21 protein-coding genes are annotated in these 16,811 nt (G+C 55.5%); 12 read left to right on the forward strand and 9 right to left on the reverse strand.

The features are described 5' to 3' along the window. Positions 1-57: 57 nt before the first annotated feature. The 3 genes from ABLO27_RS08165 to ABLO27_RS08175 all read left to right on the forward strand — a co-directional run bounded on the left by ABLO27_RS08165 (position 58) and on the right by ABLO27_RS08175 (position 2,056). A complete protein-coding gene (locus ABLO27_RS08165) occupies positions 58-459 on the forward strand; it encodes a hypothetical protein (RefSeq protein WP_353031930.1) in 402 nt (133 codons plus the stop codon). A gap of 215 nt (positions 460-674) precedes the next feature. Next, positions 675-893 (forward strand): hypothetical protein, encoded by a 219-nt coding sequence (locus ABLO27_RS08170; protein WP_353031932.1) that lies wholly within the window; start codon positions 675-677, stop codon positions 891-893. A gap of 188 nt (positions 894-1,081) precedes the next feature. Further along, complete coding sequence (locus ABLO27_RS08175; protein ID WP_353031933.1) at positions 1,082-2,056, forward strand: magnesium transporter CorA family protein; 975 nt, start codon at positions 1,082-1,084, stop codon at positions 2,054-2,056. 26 nt (positions 2,057-2,082) lie between these two features. Here the strand turns inward: ABLO27_RS08175 and pdxH are convergent, their stop codons facing one another. Further along, on the reverse strand, positions 2,083-2,718 hold the full coding sequence (gene pdxH, locus ABLO27_RS08180) for a pyridoxamine 5'-phosphate oxidase (RefSeq protein WP_353031934.1): 636 nt from the start codon (positions 2,716-2,718) through the stop codon (positions 2,083-2,085). Positions 2,719-2,800: 82 nt separating this feature from the next. Here pdxH and ABLO27_RS08185 point away from each other — a divergent pair, with 82 nt between their 5' ends. After that, positions 2,801-3,268, forward strand: a complete 468-nt coding sequence (locus ABLO27_RS08185; RefSeq protein WP_353031936.1) for an RT0821/Lpp0805 family surface protein — start codon at positions 2,801-2,803, stop codon at positions 3,266-3,268. 202 nt (positions 3,269-3,470) lie between these two features. After that, the gene (locus ABLO27_RS08190) at positions 3,471-4,469 is read left to right on the forward strand and encodes a J domain-containing protein (protein WP_353031938.1); all 999 of its coding nucleotides are present in this window, start codon (positions 3,471-3,473) and stop codon (positions 4,467-4,469) included. Between the two features lie 73 nt (positions 4,470-4,542). On the opposite strand, the gene ABLO27_RS08195 is transcribed toward ABLO27_RS08190, so the two are convergent. Then, positions 4,543-5,451, reverse strand: a complete 909-nt coding sequence (locus tag ABLO27_RS08195) for a DMT family transporter (RefSeq protein WP_353031939.1) — start codon at positions 5,449-5,451, stop codon at positions 4,543-4,545. Between the two features lie 67 nt (positions 5,452-5,518). Here ABLO27_RS08195 and ABLO27_RS08200 point away from each other — a divergent pair, with 67 nt between their 5' ends. Next, entirely contained in the window at positions 5,519-5,872 is a 354-nt protein-coding gene (locus ABLO27_RS08200) for a winged helix-turn-helix transcriptional regulator (RefSeq protein WP_353031940.1), read from the forward strand. A gap of 85 nt (positions 5,873-5,957) precedes the next feature. On the opposite strand, the gene ABLO27_RS08205 is transcribed toward ABLO27_RS08200, so the two are convergent. Beyond that, complete coding sequence (locus ABLO27_RS08205; protein WP_353031941.1) at positions 5,958-6,449, reverse strand: SRPBCC family protein; 492 nt, start codon at positions 6,447-6,449, stop codon at positions 5,958-5,960. A 4-nt stretch (positions 6,450-6,453) separates the two neighbouring features. Continuing rightward, a complete protein-coding gene (locus ABLO27_RS08210; RefSeq protein WP_353031942.1) occupies positions 6,454-6,813 on the reverse strand; it encodes an ArsR/SmtB family transcription factor in 360 nt (119 codons plus the stop codon). A 97-nt stretch (positions 6,814-6,910) separates the two neighbouring features. Here ABLO27_RS08210 and ABLO27_RS08215 point away from each other — a divergent pair, with 97 nt between their 5' ends. The 3 genes from ABLO27_RS08215 to ABLO27_RS08225 are packed head-to-tail and all read left to right on the forward strand — an operon-like array spanning position 6,911 to position 8,452. Beyond that, positions 6,911-7,441: a MarR family winged helix-turn-helix transcriptional regulator gene (locus ABLO27_RS08215; RefSeq protein ID WP_353031943.1), complete on the forward strand. Its 531-nt coding sequence runs from the start codon at positions 6,911-6,913 to the stop codon at positions 7,439-7,441. Next, the gene (locus ABLO27_RS08220; RefSeq protein ID WP_353031945.1) at positions 7,438-7,758 is read left to right on the forward strand and encodes an antibiotic biosynthesis monooxygenase; all 321 of its coding nucleotides are present in this window, start codon (positions 7,438-7,440) and stop codon (positions 7,756-7,758) included. The genes ABLO27_RS08215 and ABLO27_RS08220 overlap by 4 nt, the downstream gene beginning before the upstream one ends. A gap of 7 nt (positions 7,759-7,765) precedes the next feature. Further along, positions 7,766-8,452, forward strand: coding sequence for a GNAT family N-acetyltransferase (locus ABLO27_RS08225; RefSeq protein ID WP_353031947.1), 687 nt, complete (start codon positions 7,766-7,768; stop codon positions 8,450-8,452). Between the two features lie 21 nt (positions 8,453-8,473). Here ABLO27_RS08225 and ABLO27_RS08230 read toward each other — a convergent pair whose 3' ends face one another. Continuing rightward, positions 8,474-8,977 (reverse strand): ClbS/DfsB family four-helix bundle protein, encoded by a 504-nt coding sequence (locus tag ABLO27_RS08230; RefSeq protein ID WP_353031949.1) that lies wholly within the window; start codon positions 8,975-8,977, stop codon positions 8,474-8,476. Positions 8,978-9,050: 73 nt separating this feature from the next. Next, a complete protein-coding gene (locus ABLO27_RS08235; protein ID WP_353031950.1) occupies positions 9,051-9,677 on the reverse strand; it encodes a GNAT family N-acetyltransferase in 627 nt (208 codons plus the stop codon). A 210-nt stretch (positions 9,678-9,887) separates the two neighbouring features. Here ABLO27_RS08235 and ABLO27_RS08240 point away from each other — a divergent pair, with 210 nt between their 5' ends. Beyond that, positions 9,888-10,271 (forward strand): hypothetical protein, encoded by a 384-nt coding sequence (locus tag ABLO27_RS08240; RefSeq protein ID WP_353031951.1) that lies wholly within the window; start codon positions 9,888-9,890, stop codon positions 10,269-10,271. Positions 10,272-10,305: 34 nt separating this feature from the next. Here ABLO27_RS08240 and ABLO27_RS08245 read toward each other — a convergent pair whose 3' ends face one another. Both ABLO27_RS08245 and ABLO27_RS08250 read right to left on the reverse strand, forming a co-directional pair. Then, complete coding sequence (locus ABLO27_RS08245) at positions 10,306-11,628, reverse strand: NAD(P)/FAD-dependent oxidoreductase (RefSeq protein ID WP_353031953.1); 1,323 nt, start codon at positions 11,626-11,628, stop codon at positions 10,306-10,308. Between the two features lies 1 nt (position 11,629). Continuing rightward, positions 11,630-12,955 (reverse strand): NAD(P)/FAD-dependent oxidoreductase, encoded by a 1,326-nt coding sequence (locus ABLO27_RS08250; RefSeq protein ID WP_353031955.1) that lies wholly within the window; start codon positions 12,953-12,955, stop codon positions 11,630-11,632. Between the two features lie 179 nt (positions 12,956-13,134). On the opposite strand from ABLO27_RS08250, the gene ABLO27_RS08255 reads away from it, so the two are divergent. Together ABLO27_RS08255 and ABLO27_RS08260 are read left to right on the forward strand one after the other, a co-directional pair. After that, positions 13,135-13,389: a hypothetical protein gene (locus tag ABLO27_RS08255; RefSeq protein ID WP_353031957.1), complete on the forward strand. Its 255-nt coding sequence runs from the start codon at positions 13,135-13,137 to the stop codon at positions 13,387-13,389. A gap of 7 nt (positions 13,390-13,396) precedes the next feature. Then, entirely contained in the window at positions 13,397-15,787 is a 2,391-nt protein-coding gene (locus tag ABLO27_RS08260) for a fatty acid cis/trans isomerase (protein WP_353031959.1), read from the forward strand. An 18-nt stretch (positions 15,788-15,805) separates the two neighbouring features. On the opposite strand, the gene ABLO27_RS08265 is transcribed toward ABLO27_RS08260, so the two are convergent. Beyond that, positions 15,806-16,693, reverse strand: coding sequence for a LysR substrate-binding domain-containing protein (locus ABLO27_RS08265; RefSeq protein WP_353031961.1), 888 nt, complete (start codon positions 16,691-16,693; stop codon positions 15,806-15,808). Positions 16,694-16,811 lie beyond the last annotated feature (118 nt).

Genomic DNA, 16,811 nt, shown 5'->3' on the forward strand with positions numbered 1-16,811 from the left:
TCGGGAGGACCATGACGCGGCAAACCAGGAAAGAGCTCCGACCTTCCTTTGACGAAAATGAGCAAACGGGCTGAAAAAGACAAACGGACTTCCCACCATTCGCGTGGACGCCTGATCGGGCCCGGCCTCAGCAATATATGCCTGTGCTACATCCTGATCCTCTCCGCCTTGCTTTCCCCCATTGCCCTGCTGTTTGCGTTCCTCTTCGCCGAACCCGACGAGACACGCGTCTATGCACATTACTTTTACATCCGAACAACCGTCGCCCTTCTGGTCATCGGAGTTTGCATTGGCTGTCTGATGATTGTTCTGGGCGCAAGCATCTCTTCTTCGGTGATCCTTGCCGGTCTTGTTCTGTTGGCTCTGACGCTCGGTCTTACCGTCATCCGTTGCATTCGCGGATTTTTCAGCGCCATGCGCGGCAAAGCGCCGCAGAACTACAAAAGCTATTTCGTCTGATTTCCCGCTGCCTTGCGGACGTAAGGTAAGCTCTGACCGGAAACAGGTAAACAAACTCTTACTTATCTACTTCAAATTCCAACCGAATTCGTTACATCCTGTTATGGAATTTGACTGGCCGTTTCGCCTTTTGAGGCGCATGCTGTTTCCATCAAAAGCAGTAAATGTCAGCAACACCAGCTTGCTGCCCTGCGATTGCCTTAATTGGACACGACATGCACGCACGCTCGCAAAAAACCAAACTGAAATCCAGCCAGCGGGCACTGGACACCAACAACGGACCCGAAGAAATGTCTGAGCAAATTTCCCGCCCGGCTTCCAAAATTCCGGCCGGGGCAAGGCTAGAGAACCAGTACAAGCCAGTCGGCATTGCAGCGCTGAATGCTGCGGTGCTTTGCAAGAATGCCGGCGCTGCGACGAAAAAGCAGAAGTAAGCTGCCGGGCTACATGCAGGACCTTGTTTTAATGACGGTTCGACGGTCAGCGCCTCGCTGATGTTGCAGTAAAGCAAGTCGAGAACCTGCGTAGTTGCCGTGACCTGGTCTCTTGGGCAAACTGCCGCTGAGTCGGGCATTCATACCAACAACCGTAGGTATGAGGTGTCCATGCGGAGATTGCCCAGATGATCATTGCATATTGCCCCTCAGTCAAAGGCCTGGAGCGGATTGAACTGTCTCCCGGCGATGCTCTGCCGCCAACGTCGATCTGGATCGACCTGCTTTCACCAACGCAGGAAGAACAGAAGACCGCAGAAAAGCTGATGGGTGCCGAGATCCCGACCCGGGACGAAATTGCCTCTATCGAGACATCCGAACGGCTTTACCTGGAACCGGGGGCCGTCATCATGACCGCGCAGCTGCCGATGACAGCGCCAGTGATTGACCCTGCCCTCTCCTCGGTAACCTTTGCGCTCAATGCCAAGCGGTTGGTGACTGTGCGATATGGCGAACCCAAGTCGCTCAACATCTTTTCAAAGAAGGTGCAATCCGACCCGACCATTCCGCATGTCGGCCCGTCGATCCTTTTGGCGATGATGGATGTCATCGTCGACAGGTGTGCCGACGAAATGGAAGACGCTTCCAGACAGTATGACGAGCTGGCACTTCAGGTCTTCGGGGACGGTCTGAATACACGAAAGTTCGCAAGCTACCAGGTCGCCATCAAACGCCTCGGTCAAATCGGGCTGCAGGTCGCCAAGATGCATGACGTGTGTGCAAGCCTGTCAAGAATGCTGCTCTATATGAACTCGCACGCCAAGCGCCTGAATCTCAGCGATCAGCAATCCCTCGATTGCAGAACATTCGGCAGGGATATCCGCTCCATCAAGGAACACGGCGACGGGCTCGACAACAAGCTGAATTTTCTACTGGATGCCACGGTCGGACTGGTCACGCTGGAACAGAACCAGATCGCGAAAATCTTCACGGTGCTGGGATTGATTTTTCTGCCGCCGACCCTGATCGCTTCGATCTACGGCATGAATTTCGTCAACATGCCTGAACTCCATTGGGAACAGGGTTTCATGTTCTCGCTTGGGCTCATGCTTGTGTCGGTGGTCATCACCTTCATTTTCTTCAGATGGAAACGGTTGCTGTAATGCAGCCGCCTTCGCCATTGGCCGAATTATGGATAAAGCCGCTCCTTTGACCACGGCTTGTCAGGAGTTTCACGGGTAAACAGGATACGATCGTGAAGCCGGAACGGCCTGTCGTGCCAGAATTCGATCGATGTCGGCACCAGGCGCATACCTGACCAGTATTCCGGTCTTGGAATATCACTGATCCCGAACTTCGCGGTGTATTTCGCAACTTCCTTTTCGAGCGCAAACCGGCTTTCGAGCGGCCGGGACTGCTTTGAGGCCCAGGCCCCTATTCTGCTTCCGCGCGGCCGCGACTGATAGTATTCATCGGCTTCGTCCGCCGAGACCTCGACGACCGGGCCACGCACCCTCACCTGACGGCGCAGGGACTTCCAGTGAAAGCACATTGCAGCCTTGCCGGCGGACAGAAGCTCCTTGCCCTTCGTGCTTTCAAAATTTGTGTAAAAGACGAAACCGCGTTCATCGACACCTTTCAACAAAACCATGCGCACATTCGGCAGTCCGGTTTCGTCAACCGTGGCCAGAGACAGCGCATTCGGGTCGTTTGGCTCCGAAGCCTTGGCATCTTCAAGCCATTCACAGAAAAGATCAAATGGTTTCTTGACCTCCGTAAAGTCACCTTTTGTTAACTCTTCAGAAGGATGCTTGAGGTCTGTCATAAGAATACCCGTCGAAGAAATCGACTGCCCGCTACACGGCAAGTCACTGCCTATGTGGGAGGCCGTCTGGAAGATGTATCGTATGCGTTCATATACTCCTGCACACGGTAAGGTCCAACACTTTGTGGCGATCACCCTTTTGCTCGGCTTGACGCTTGGCGGATGCAGCCAGGTGAGTGTTCCCATGGGCAGTAACAACGTCGATACGCCGACCATTTTGACGGGGTCCATTTCGTCTTCCACGGACATCGCCTATTCGGACATCAACGCGAGCGACCGCAGTGTCATCGCGCAGAACCTTGATGCGGTCGGTTCCGAACTGGTTGCCAGCAACGACGTGCAGGGCCTCACCCTGCCCTGGCTCAATGATTCAAGCGGCAACTCCGGAACGCTGACGAATATCGACACCGGCCCCTTGTCCGAAACAGGATGTGTGTCCTTCCTGACCACGGCAAACACCATTGCGGGTATCAAGCTTTATTCCGGAACCGCCTGCCGTGACATCACACAGAAATTCACCGTGACCACTCTCAGTGTTGCTGACGCTTGATCGTCCGGCAAAAACCGCTACAAACAGAGTGTTTTCTTGACGGTGGCGAACGTCTGGAATTTTCAGTCGTCCATCCCGATATAGAGAACAAGTCCGGTCAAGCTTTGCCTCTGACAATCGCGCGCTTCGGAGCAGGTCATGTATCCGGAGCGTTTATGCGTGAGGTGGCGGGCCGGAAAATCTTAGAAACCTGGTGATACGAATGCGTGATCCCTATAGCGTTCTCGGGGTGGCAAAATCTGCCAGCGAGAGCGAAATAAAAAAGGCCTTTCGAAAACTGGCCAAGAAATACCATCCGGATCAGAACAAGGACGATCCGGGGGCGCAGCAGCGTTTTGCCGAAGTCAACCAAGCTTACGAGATCGTTGGCGACAAGGACAAGCGTGCCCAATTCGACCGCGGCGAAATCGACGCCGAGGGCAAACAGAAATTTAGCTCGCAAGGCTTTGAAGGCTTTTCAGGGTTTGAGGATTTCGGTGCGGCTGGTGGCGGTGGTGCGCGTGGTTTCAAGTCCTCCGGAGGCGGCGGAGGCTTTGACGATATCCTGAACGACATTTTCGGTGGCTTCGGCGGACGCGGCGGGCGTTCAAGAACCGGCGCGGGTGGCCCTGGAGCGGGTGCCGGCTTTGCCGGAGGCGGACCGCGCGCAAAAGCACCGCCCAAGATCAAGGGCAAGAATGCCGAGATCGTCGCTCGGGTAAGTCTGGAAGACATCGTCAACTCCGGAAAGACACAGGTGACGCTGCCCAACCGCAAGACGGTGAACGTCACCTTGCCCAAAGGTGTTGAAGACGGTGAAAAGATCCGACTGAAGGGTCAGGGCTACCCCGGTGAAAACGGTGGTCCTGCTGGCGATGCCATGGTCGAAGTGCGCATCAAGCCGCACAAGCTGTTCGAGATAAAGGGTTCGGATCTTCATCTGGACCTGCCTTTGACGCTTTATGAAGCCGTGCTTGGAGCCAAAGTCAGAACTCCGACCCTCTCCGGGGCGGTCAACCTGACGATCCCGGAAAATGCCTCAAGCGGAAAGACGATGCGGCTCAAGGGCAAAGGGCTCCCGACCAAGAATGGCGGGCATGGCGACCTTCTGGTCAAACTTCAGATCATCATGCCCCCCCACGGCGACGATGAACTGGAAACCCTGATGAAGGCCTGGAAGGAAATCACACCCTACCGGGCACGTGGCCCGGAGTTTGACTAACTTCGTTCCCCTCCCACGGATTGAAGAGTGCCGCCGAAGCAGCGGCACTTTTTGTCTGTGACGTGAAGGCGGATCAAGACCCCACAATCACGGCACCGCCGGTGACGGCAAGCGCTGCCCCCAGAACCGATTGGGAATTTGGCTTCTTGCCTTCCACCAGCCACAGGATCGGCAAAACGAAAAGCGGCGACAACGATCCCAATATGGTGGCAATCGCCGCTTCCATGTTCGCAAACGCATAGAGCAGGAGCGACGAGGCGATAACATAGCCGATGACACCTGGAACGATCGTTCTGAACAGCAGGTAAGGCGACACGCCACGATGAGACTGCTGGTTCTGCCTTGAACCGATAGAAGTCGGCAACGCTCCCATCAACACAACAAGCACCGCTGCCCCCGACAGACGAATAGCTGCTATCGCCACAGGTTCCGCGCCATTTTCAAGGGCGGGTTTCAATGCAACAAAGCCCAACCCCTGAAAGCCGGCCGCCATTCCACCCAGCATCAGGACCGGAAAAAGCTGGCGCCCCAAACCTTCGTGCCTTTGTCTGTCTTCGCCTCCAAACTGGATGGCAATGAGCAGCCCTGCGATGACAAACGCTCCCCCCAGCAAGTCACCTGGCCCAAGCACTTCTCCCATCCAGACATAAGCAAGAAAAGCGACAATGGGAGCCTTGAGGCACAAGAGCAGTTCGGTGATACGTGGTCCGCCCAACCGCAGACATTCAATCATTGCCAGATTTCCGAGGACGACGCCGACAGCTGAGCTGATCGCAAAGGCGGGCCAATATCCCCAATCAATGCTCTGCCAAAGGCCGAGTACGGACGACAACACCGTAACCAGCAGCGAACATGCAACCAGCTGGATGCGGGTGAAAGCAAATGCTCCAAGTGCCTTTGCCGGCATCTGTGCCAGAACGATTCCGGTTGCCCAACTGACGGAAGCCGTCAATGCCGCCAGAAACGGAAATACAACAAGCATTCGAAACTCCATCACGCTATCTTTTTCATAGCAATAATCTGCTACTAAAAAGATAGCAAGGAGTTCCATGCCTTCTTCGCCCCCGCAACCGGGACTGCCGGTACGTGGCTCCAGGTCCGGCAAACCGATCATGGCGCTTTTCGACCTGCTCGGCCGCAGCTGGTCGCTCGGAATACTTTGGCAATTGTCAGAAGGACCACTAACGTTTCGAGAACTGCAAAGCCGCTGCGAGAGCGTTTCACCCACGGTTCTCAATCAACGGCTCAAGGAGTTGCGCGCCTGCCTGCTGATCGATCACCGCCAACGCGGCTATGAGCTAACGGATATGGGATGGGAACTGTTCGGCCTACTTGAACCATTCGGACAATGGTCATTCAACTGGGCAGATCGTTTCAAACAAGATAGCCGTGACAACGAATGACTTCAGGGAATGGCAATTCGTTCAAAAGGCTTGATCATCATGCCAAAAGAGCTGGCGGGTGTACTGCCCGACAGCTCTTCTGTTTTCAGCGCTGCAATTCTGCCAGAAGTTCGGCCAGCAGCTCCATGCCCTTGCCCCACCCCTTGTCGAGACCGCTGACGGCTCCGGCGAAACATTCGATTTCCACTTCAGTTGCGTCATGGGGCGTCCAGACAAGACGGACGTCCGTATGGTCACCGTTTTGGGTAAAAGTAACCGTTGTCAGGAGAACTCGTGGCCAATCCGGCATCATCGGATTTGCAGCGATATCCCACGCATCATCTGAAACGGAATGGAGCCAGACCAGTTTTTCCGGTTCGACGACTTCGGTGTATTCCACCCTTTGATAATGCGACCCACCACCAAACTTCATTTCGTTCAGCCACAATCCGCCCGGGCGAACGTCAAGTTTGTGAATGATGGTTTCCACGCCCGGACCATACCATCGGGCCAACAGGTCTGGTTCGGTCCAGGTGCGCCAGACAAGTTCTCTTGGGGCATCAAAACGTCTGTCTAAAATGAATTCAGGTAAAGACACGGCGCTACTCCCATTTATCCGCGTTTTTCAAATCTTCAAGAAGTGCATCAAGCTGATCAAAGCTGGAGGCCCAGAATTCCTTGAACTCTTCAAGCCAGGCGATCGCATCTTTCATCGGTTCCGCATGCAGTTTTGCCGGCCGGCGCTGCCGGTCCGCACCGCGCGTGATCAGTCCAGCCCGCTCAAGCACTTTCAGATGCTTGGAAACTGCCGGCTGGCTCATCTCGAACGGCGCGGCGATTTCGTTCACCGAAGCCTCGCCAGCGGCGAGCCGCGTCAAAATTGCCCTGCGTGTCGGGTCGGCCAACGCGGAAAACACCGCATCTAGGTTGGTGGATTCACTTGTATAACCAACTTGTTCCATAACCAATTAGTTATCTCTTTTCGCACCCTGTGTCAACAAATCAGACTTGCAAATTACATGCCCTGTTATATATCTAGTTATGAAATTGGAGAGACGCATGGTGGAAGACGTTGTCCGCAGCCTGGGCTACGGCACCCTGGGAAGCAGGCTCAAACGCATTGGTGAAAGGCTTCAGGCGCAAACGCAGGAGGTGGCGGCGGAGCTGACTGAAACGGACCTGCCAACGCCACACTATCCGGTGCTCGCCGCGCTTGATCGGACCGGTCCCATGAGCATAGGTGACCTGGCCAAGGCGCTTGGGCAAACCCAGCCTGGCGTGACCCGCATGATCAACAAGATGAAGTCGTCTGGCCTCGTCGAGGCGAAGCAGGATGACAACGACAAGCGTGTCAGCAAGATCAAACTGACCCAAAAAGGCAAGGACAGGGTTGCCTATTTCAAGCAAGAACTGTGGCCGACAATTCTGCTGGCTGTGGAAGACGCATGTTCTGGTCTCAACGGCTCATTCCTGGATCAATTGGCGCAACTGGAAGACGCCCTGGCATCTGCTCCTTTGATGACCCGCCTGCCCGAGCACCCCGTGCCTGATTGGGACCACCTTACCGGAGCCAAGGAGACGAACTCATGATCAAGAGAATCTGGCATGGCTGGACCACATCCGAAAACGCCAACACTTATTGTGAGGTTTTGACGAAGTTGGTTATTCCGGGAATCGAAGCCAAAAAAATCCCCGGATATCTCGGAATTGAAGTGTTCAGGCGTGATTTGGGCGATGAAGTGGAATTCATGACAATCATGAGCTTTCAATCCCTGGAAAACATAGTTGCCTTTCAGGGGCCAGACTACGAACGCTGCTATGTGCCGGACGAAGCACAAAAGGTCTTGAAACGCTGGGACCAGACTGCCGCTCATTTCGAACAGAAAACGGCACGAAAGGCCGGATGAGACGCTCATGACCCAATTGTTCAACCGCATCGTATGGTCGGCTCTGACCTCGCGTCAGCAAGGTTTTGCCCGGAGCAACTCCCAGGCAGTCCGCTTCGATCCCGAAATCTCTCCTTTTGCAGCTTCGAAAAACAACTCTCCGGATGCGCTTCAGGCACTGGCTGACCTTATCGGGCCAGGCGATGACTATGTATATCTGCTTCAGAAAGAGACTATTTCGTTGCCGCCTAGCCTCGAAGCGGAATTCTCCGCGCTAGGCGTTCTGATGACAGAGCAAGCACCGTCCACTCCCCAGCCGAACGGTCCCGACATTCGTCCGCTCGTTGCCTCCGACATTCCGGAAATGGTTGCTTTGGCCGAACTCACAAAGCCCGGGCCTTTTAAACACCGAACACCGGAACTTGGCACCTTTTGGGGGGTCAAGATTGACGGACGACTGGCAGCGATGGCCGGGACACGTCTCAACCTGAATGGTTTCACGGAAGTCAGCGGCATCTGCACACATCCGGACTTCCAGGGGCGCGGGCTGGCAACTTCACTCTCCCGTCACGTCGCTTCAGAAATCAGAGCGCTCGGTGACACCCCATTTCTGCACGCATTTGCCGACAATCACGGAGCCATAGCGCTCTACCGGAAACTCGGGTTTGAGATCTGGAGCGAAGTCAACGTTGCCAAGGTACGCCAGCGTACTTGATCGCCAATTTGCCCAGCACATTTAAGACGGTTTTCGAAACGCCCTGTCTCGCTGCCGCAGATACTTTGCGGCCGATCTGTAGTGGCTGGGACCGGCAGCTTCCGCCCATCGGCCCGTGGTCCAGTGATTTTTGGCTCCCTTCATGGGCGCGTCATACAGCTCTTCGTTGGAAAGGCTCTCGAGGAGAGCCGTCAGCTCCTTGTGCTTTTCTGAGAGCTCAGCGCGCGCTGACACCCAGGAGAACCCGGCCTGCGCCTTCCGCAGATCAGCGTTGTAACGCCTGGTCTCATTCCATTTGTAGCCTTTGGCAGGAAAATGGACCTTTCGCCCTGCCTGTCCGTCGCGGTACCATCCCAAAAAGAGATCTATCCAGTGGGCACGATGGGCGACCACATCCTTTGGAGTAGTGCCTTCCTCATCTCTTTCAAGCCACAACTCTTCCGGCAATTCGTCCAGAAGGCCTTGCAGCTTGCTGAATTCCTTTTCCGAAGCAGTCAGAAGTTCATGTTTGGACGTCGCAGGCAAGTCGCTCTCCATTCCCTTGAAGGCACCATGAGGCCCAGGACAATGACCTACCTTGATCGAGCGCAAGAAGGCGTCAGATCAGGCGCCCAGTCCAGATCGTGCCATTGGATCCGTTTTGCAGATCCACACGCACCTGCTTGAACCCTCGCGCCGTCCAGAATTTCAATCCGGAATGGTTGGCTCCACTGACGCCGGCATGAACCGCGCAGACGCCCTGCTCCCTTGCAGCGTTGATCCAGCTGTCCAGAAGCGAAGATCCGACGCCTTTGCCCCGAGCCCGCTCAAACAGGTTCATATGGATATGGGCTGGATATTCACGCACGATATCATCAGGGACCGGTCTTGGATGATGAATGGTCTTTGCACGCGATTCATCGGGAGACAGGTTTGTTCGTTCGAGGCCGGGGTCCGGATAACGCTTCCTCAGATCCGGCCACCATTCTAGTTCCAGACGATTTTCAAATGCGCGTGTATCCACCGCTCCCGCAGCGTAGCCGACGATGCCTTCCCGGTCTTCCGCGACAAAACTGATCAGCCCGGGAAGCGCCACGTAGGGCGCGGCATAAATCTGGCCGATGAGCTCAGGATGATTGTAGAGCGAGGTTGCGTCTTTCCCTCCATCGCCTGTCTTGAGGCAGATCTCGTAGAGGGTTTCCAGGTCGCCTGCCTGACCTTTTCGTATCGCGAAGCCGTCTCTCATCCCTCACCTCTTCCAATCACCAGCCGGCAGTTTGAAACCTGACCCAACGTTACCTCAAAATCACTACAACCCATTGTTCAAAAATGCAAATTTGCAACACCTGCCAAGAATAAATACATCTGATTGACCACACCGATTGCCTAACCTCAGATTGAAACATATGACCGACGCACCAAAGATATTCGATAGGGGGCTATCATCCGCATACTCTTGAGCGCCTTGATTCTGATCGCAGTTTCAACCGTGACGCAGGCAGACACGATCCGCCGCACAATTCCTGCAAACAAAACCTCTGCTGTAGGCGCGCACGCGACCTATGGGCCGTTTTGCAAGGCTGGGGCAATACCGAAGATGAAGGTTACCAAGCAACCAGAACACGGCACGATCACCTTTAAGCAGGTATCCTACAAACTTAGCGAAGGCGCCGGTCGTTGCGCAGGGCAAAGCGTCAAGGGAACCGCGGTCGTCTACAAACCCAAGCGCGGATACCGGGGCAAGGATGTTTTCAAGGTCGGCTACGTCATGGACATGTACACCGCGGGCTCCGGCAAAATCCGCAACGTCGTCGACAAGTATGTCATCGAAGTGAAATAGGCAGCTGGCAGATGGCGGGACACCGGCATCTGCCTTATCTGTCCTTCCAGCCGTACAGCCAATAGGCCCCTTGCAGATAAAGCCGGCGGAACGCCGGGAACGGGAATTTCCTGAAAGGCTGCTGCAAAGGCATGGGAAGGTTCTGCGGCCTGATCGCACCAGTGATCAGGCCGGCGACTTTTTCTCCTGAAATCGATGCCATTGCGATACCGCTGCCGTGCCACCCCATCGCGGCAAAGACGCCTTCCATGCCTGGCACTTCGCCGACAAAAGGGGTCAGAGCACGAGCCAGACAGACATGGCCATGCCAGCTGAATTCCGTTTCTACATGCGCCCAAGCCGGAAACATCGACTGAAAGTCGGCTTTGGCGCGTTTTCGCATCGCCGCCAGCGCAGGCGCATTTTCAAATATGCCGCCACGTGTACCGAACAGGAAGCGCCGATCCGGCATCAGCCGAAAGTAATGCAACAAAATCCGGGTATCTGCGGCCATTGTGTCCGATGTCCACCCCTGGGCGGCCAACTCATCGTCACTCAAGGGCCGGGTCACCTGGATCGATGACATCACCGGCAATGTACGCCCGTGCAGCCACTTAGGTGCATCTTCACGCGCATACCCGTTTCCGGCCAACACCACTTTTTTCGCGCGGACAAAGCCGTGCTCGGTTTCCAGACACCAGCGGTCTGCATCCCGGCTTAAGTCCGTGACCACAGACTTGCCGAAAATCTTGCCGCCCGCATTCCTGACCTGTGCCGCCAAAGCCTGGACATACTTCATGGGATTGAGGGCGAAACCATAAGGCATATGCAGGCCGCCGTGGAAACCGGGACCACCATAGCCCTCTGCATCAAGGTCAGCCTTTGTCAGCACCCGCGCGCTGATACCGAAATTTTCCTTCAGAAACTCCGCTTCGGATTTCAGAGAAGAAAAGTCCCTCTTGCGATGCGCCAGAGAAATCTCGCCGTCCGAATGCCGATCCGCATCCAGCCCCCAGTTTTCAAGACGCTGCGCGACAAGATTGATGCCGGCAACCTGATAAGCCATGAATTTGCGAGCTTCCTCAAGGCCGTACTTGCGGATCAACTGGCGCTCATCGAGCTTTGTTCCACCAAGACAACAGAACCCGCCATTGCGTCCGGATGCACCATATCCGACATGCTCCGCTTCAAGCACGCACACCGACACGCCTGCCTGGGCAAGTTTCATGGCAGCGCTCAGTCCGGCAAAGCCCCCTCCGATGACAGCAACATCAAACGACGCGTTGCCGATCAGCTGTTTGTCTTGGCGCGGCTGGGGAATGCTGGCTTCCCAATAACTGTCTATGGTCTTTCTTGTGTCGGTACGAAGTTGCAACATCTTAAATTCCAAGCCGGTCGCGCAGCGAGAACCAGGTCATTGCCAGCACAAGCAATGGAAAACGAAGCTTGTCTCCACCTGGAAATGCCGGAATGTTCAGCTTTTCAAACACATCGAACCGCCCCTCGGTTCCCATGACAGCTTCTGCAAGGATCTGTCCACCCAGTGTTGCCATTGCAACCCCGTGTCCGGAATAACCGCTTGCCGTCAGCACGTTGGGAGCAAGTCGTGCGAAATAGGGCATGCGTTTCGGTGTGATCGCAAGTGTCCCTCCCCAGCCATAGTCGATATCCGTCTCCGCAAGTTGCGGGAAGATCTCCAACATGGGTTCGCGAACAAAGGACTTGATATCCTCCGGGAAACGATAGCCGTAGCTCTCACCGCCGCCGAAAAGCAAACGGCGATCAGCGGAGAGGCGAAAGTAGTTGATCACGAACTTGCTGTCCGCGACGGCAACCTTGTTCGGAATGATTTCTCGAGCTTCATCTTGTGAAAACGGTCTGGTTGCCACGATGAAGTTGTTGATCGGCATGACATGCGCGGCCGTCTGCCGCTCGAGGTCTCCCAGGTAACCATTGCATGCCAGGATCAGGTGGCTGGCCTTGACACTCCCCTGTTCGGTTTTGACCGTTACCTTCTCTCGTCCCTCACCTTCGATGCCTGTGACCCTGCTGGTCTCGAAGATCGTCGCTCCAGCACTTATCGCGGCGTCGCCAAGTCCCAGCGCGAAATTAAGTGGGTGCAGGTGGCCTGCCCCCATGTCGAGAGAGCCGCCGTAGTATCGCGGGCTGCCAACGTGGTTGCCTATCTCGTCGCCACTGATGAAACGGATGTCCTCGTAACCGTAGACCAGCCTGAGATGCTCAACATAATCGCGACTGTCTTCAACGAAGCTTTTCCGGTGATCGGCATGCAGAATGCCGGGCGTGTGGTCACACTTGATGTCATGTGCCGCGATCAGCGACTTAACCAGCGCCTTCGATTCCTCCGCCAACTGCCATAACAGTTTGGCATGTGCTGTGCCGTGGCGTTGTTCGAGTGCGGTCTGCTCGACCCGTTGGCCGGAACCGACTTGACCGCCATTGCGACCTGACGCTCCCCAGCCAATTCTGTTGGCCTCCAGAAGAACGACATTCAGCCCGCTTTTAGCCAAATGAAGCGCAGCCGATAGTCCTGTGTAGCCTCCGCCGACAATGCAGACATCGCATACAAGGGGGTCCTGAAGTGCGGGAAAAGAGGTCTGCTGATTGGCGGTCGCAGCGTAATATGAAGGCGCATGCTGACCGGGCGTATCGTTCGCCGTCAGAAGATCAAGGGCTGTCAGCATGACGTGTCGCCGGCTCCTCTCGATTTCGCTTTCGTTTGCAGCCTGGAAAGTGGCGCCACCTTCCCTTGAACAGCCGTGGGTTTCAAGGTGAAATCAGTTGGATTTGGCCAAATTTCGCTTGATTTTGCAGTCTCTTGAGGCTCCCCTAGCGGCAAACCCGTGCCACAGGTGCGGACCTGATGACTTACAAGAAGGGCGAAACTGTGTTTGGACCTGTTGAACATCCGTGGCTGGATCCGCTTTGGTGCCGGATCCTGCTCGTGGCTTTTTGCGCCGGCTGGACGGGTGTAGAGTATCTGACCGGCAGCACAACCTGGGTCTTTATCGCTGGAGGGATCTGTCTTTATGCTGCCTGGGCTTACCTTGTCACTTACAAGGGACCGGATGATCCAAGCCGGAAGACGCGCCCGCGCATGGACGATAACGAGGGATAGGCAGCCAATGCAGCAGGTCATCAGCAGTCAGTCGATGAATTCTCTTCATTCGCTCTGCCAAGGCTTGTTGCAACTTGTCCTACTGGCGCTGCTTCTGCTTACCTTTGACAGCACGAACACCTTTGCAACCGACACTGCTGTTTCGAGCACCCCGACCTCCATACAGGATGTCCTGAACAAACGCTGTGTAGTTTGCCATGGCTGCTACGACGCGCCCTGCCAACTGAAACTGTCTTCTTCTGACGGCTGGCAGCGCGGCGCAACCAAGGCAAGGGTCTACGATTCCTCACGGCTACAGGATGCGCCTATGACCCGCCTGGGCATTGATGCCAAGACTGTGCCGGAATGGCGGAAGAAAGGTTTCTTCTCTGTCACGCAAAGCGACGGTTCGCCCTCGGTTCTTGAGCAGATGCTGATGACCGGGCGCAAGAACACTTTTGCTCTGGGAGCGGCGCTTCCGGACACGATTGATATTGCCCCTTCCCGAAAAAACAGCTGTCCGGCGCCTGCGGAAATGAGCAATTACCTTTCCGATCATCCTCTTGGCGGCATGCCTTTCGCGACGGCCCCTCTGCCCAGGGACGACTATGAACGTCTGCTCGCCTGGGCGTCCGACGGAGCTCCGGCCGACCGAAGCTCGGCCGAAAGACCGGAGGCAATCACGCAACAGATCCGGGAAATCGAGGCTTTCTTCAATCAGGAAAGCCTGAAATCCAGACTGACCGCTCGCTATATCTTCGAGCATCTCTTCCTCGCGCATCTATATTTGGAAGGCGACAGCCCTGACCGGTTCTACCGGATCATCCGCTCCCGGACACCTTCAGGCATGCCACCTGATGAGATCCCGTCGCGTCGCCCATTCGATGATCCGGGCAGCTCATTTCACTACCGGATTATCCCGATAGACGGCACGATCCTGCACAAGGAACACATCGTTTATGAAATCGGTCCGGCGCGATTGAAGAGGTATCACGATCTCTTTCAGAGGCCGGATTGGACCGTAGATACGCTCCCTCCCTATTCGAACTCGGCGGGGGGTAATCCGCTCTCGACATTCCAGGCCATTCCGGCACGCAGCCGTTACCAGTTTTTGCTGGATAATGCGCTCTACTTCGTGCGCTCGTTCATCCGCGGCCCGGTCTGTTACGGCCAGGTTGCCGTTAATGTCATTCAGGACCGGTTCTGGGTCTCATTCCTTGCACCGGATTCAGACCTGTCCGTCACCGATCCGACATTCCTGGAAAATGCAATTCCACTGCTGGAACTCCCTGTTGCCGAAGCCGACGGCAAGCTCAAAGAGAGATTGAACAGTTTTCTGCTGGCAGGCCCGGTCAAATACCAGGCATTCAGGCGCGATCGCTATGCCGTAAGGGCGGATCAACAGGGCGGACTGGGTTATGGGGACGTCTGGAACGGCGACGGAACAAATGTCGACGCGCGCCTGACCATCTACCGCAATTTCTCATCGGCATCCGTTGTGACGGGCTACGAGGGTTCTGTTCCAGAAACCGCGTGGGTGATCGATTTCCCGCTGTTTGAACGGATCTACTACGATCTCGTTGCCGGGTTTGACGTTTTCGGCAATGTTGAGCATCAGCTGACGACACGGATCTACATGGATAGCCTGCGCCGGGAAGGCGAGCGCATGTTCTTGAATTTCATGCCGCCGAAAGTCCGCCGCCCGATGCATGACAGTTGGTACCGCGGTCCTTTCGTCAATCTTGTCGATCTTTGGAAAGAGACACCGCTTGATACCACCTCCCCGACCGGCGTGACGTTCGAAACAGGCCAACCGAAAGCCGAGTTCCTGACACGGCTGCTGAACATCGAGCCCATGCTCTGGCCCGTCAGCGACCCGATCAATCGATGTGAAGGTGATGTATGCGCTCCGCCTGAAACGATCGCAGGACAGCTTCGCCCGCTTACCGTGACGCCTGCCCCCTTCGCGAAATATCTGCCGGATGTTTCCGTGCTGGTGGTGGAAACCGACACGGCTCAGGAAGTGTTTACGCTGGCGCATGACAAGGCACACAGCAACGTCGCATTCATTTTCAACGAGGATCTGCGCCGTGAACCGGACAAGGACACACTCACAATCGTTCCGGGCCAGTTCGGCAGCTATCCGAATTTCGTGTTCAAGGTGGACTCGCAAGACTTGCCCGCCTTTGTGCAAGCGCTGAGTGAGATGGGCAGTCAGGATGCTTATGTGGACGTCGTCGACCGGTTCGGCATCAGGCGAACCCATCCGGACTTCTGGTCCACCTATGATCTCGTGCAGGCTCACATGAATGCACAAAGTGCTGTTCAGGCAGGTCTTCTGGATTTGAACCGCTATGTCGATCCCAAGCCATCGGATCCGATCGAGCGACTGTTCGAGTACACTTTCTCGCTGGACTGACCGAACACCGGAAACGTCTCAATCGGTTCCCAGTTCCTGGATCATCCAGTCACAGAAGATCTGTGCGTCAGGACCGAGTGCCTGTCGCGGCCTGTCGGTCACAAGATAGTAGCTGTGCCGGCTCTTGAGTTTGCGTTCGCAGGATCGGATCAATCTGCCACTTTCAAGATAAGGGGCTGCCAGGGTCTGAAGAACCAGCGCGTGACCGTGGCCCAGTGCGGCCAGTTCCAATGCGGACAAAGTCTGGTCGACCTGCAATCCATTGCGAGGCGGGACGGAGCGTCCAAAGTTCCGAAAGAAGTTTTCCCAGGTGTCGACAACGCCCATTATGTCCAGACGCGTTGCCTTGCCGAGCGACACAAGATCATTTCCTCCGGCAGGCAAAGCCTGGTCCGGATGACAGACAGGGATGATCGGATCGTTCAGCAGGAATTCCACCGCTCCGTCGGCCCAGCTGCCGTTTCCGAACCGAACATCAATATCAAAGAGTTCAGGGCTCAACGTTTCTGCCCAGGACGCCGAGATCATCTGCAATTCGATACCCGGATGCGCCTCCTGAAAGGACTTGATCCTCGGGATCATCCAGAGCTGACCGAAGCTGTTCAGACACCGAAATCGAACGGGCTGACGATCACGTTCACCAAACACGGAAACCGTTGCAATAGACAGATCGGAAAAAGCCTTTTCGACCGTCGGCAGGTAAGTTTGTCCGAGACGCGTGAGCATCAGTTCCCGGTGCGCCCTTTCGAACAGCGGATATCCAAGATGCTGCTCCAATTGACGGACCTGATAACTGACTGCTGCCGGTGTGATCAGCAATTCCTCTGCCGCCCGTGTGAAATTGCCGAGCCGGGCGGCTGCCTCGAAAGACCGCAACCACGGCAAAGGGGGAAGATTGTACGCCATTCGATCACACGGCTCCGAGTTTGCCAGATTGAAGGAGGTTGAAAGCCAACCAACCTTTACTATCAATACTCTCCTTCAAATTTTTTCAATGTTAGGCCAAACAATTTTTCACTTCAGA

This window comes from Roseibium sp. SCP15 (assembly GCF_040329435.1).
In the GTDB taxonomy this organism is placed as follows: Bacteria; Pseudomonadota; Alphaproteobacteria; order Rhizobiales; family Stappiaceae; genus Roseibium.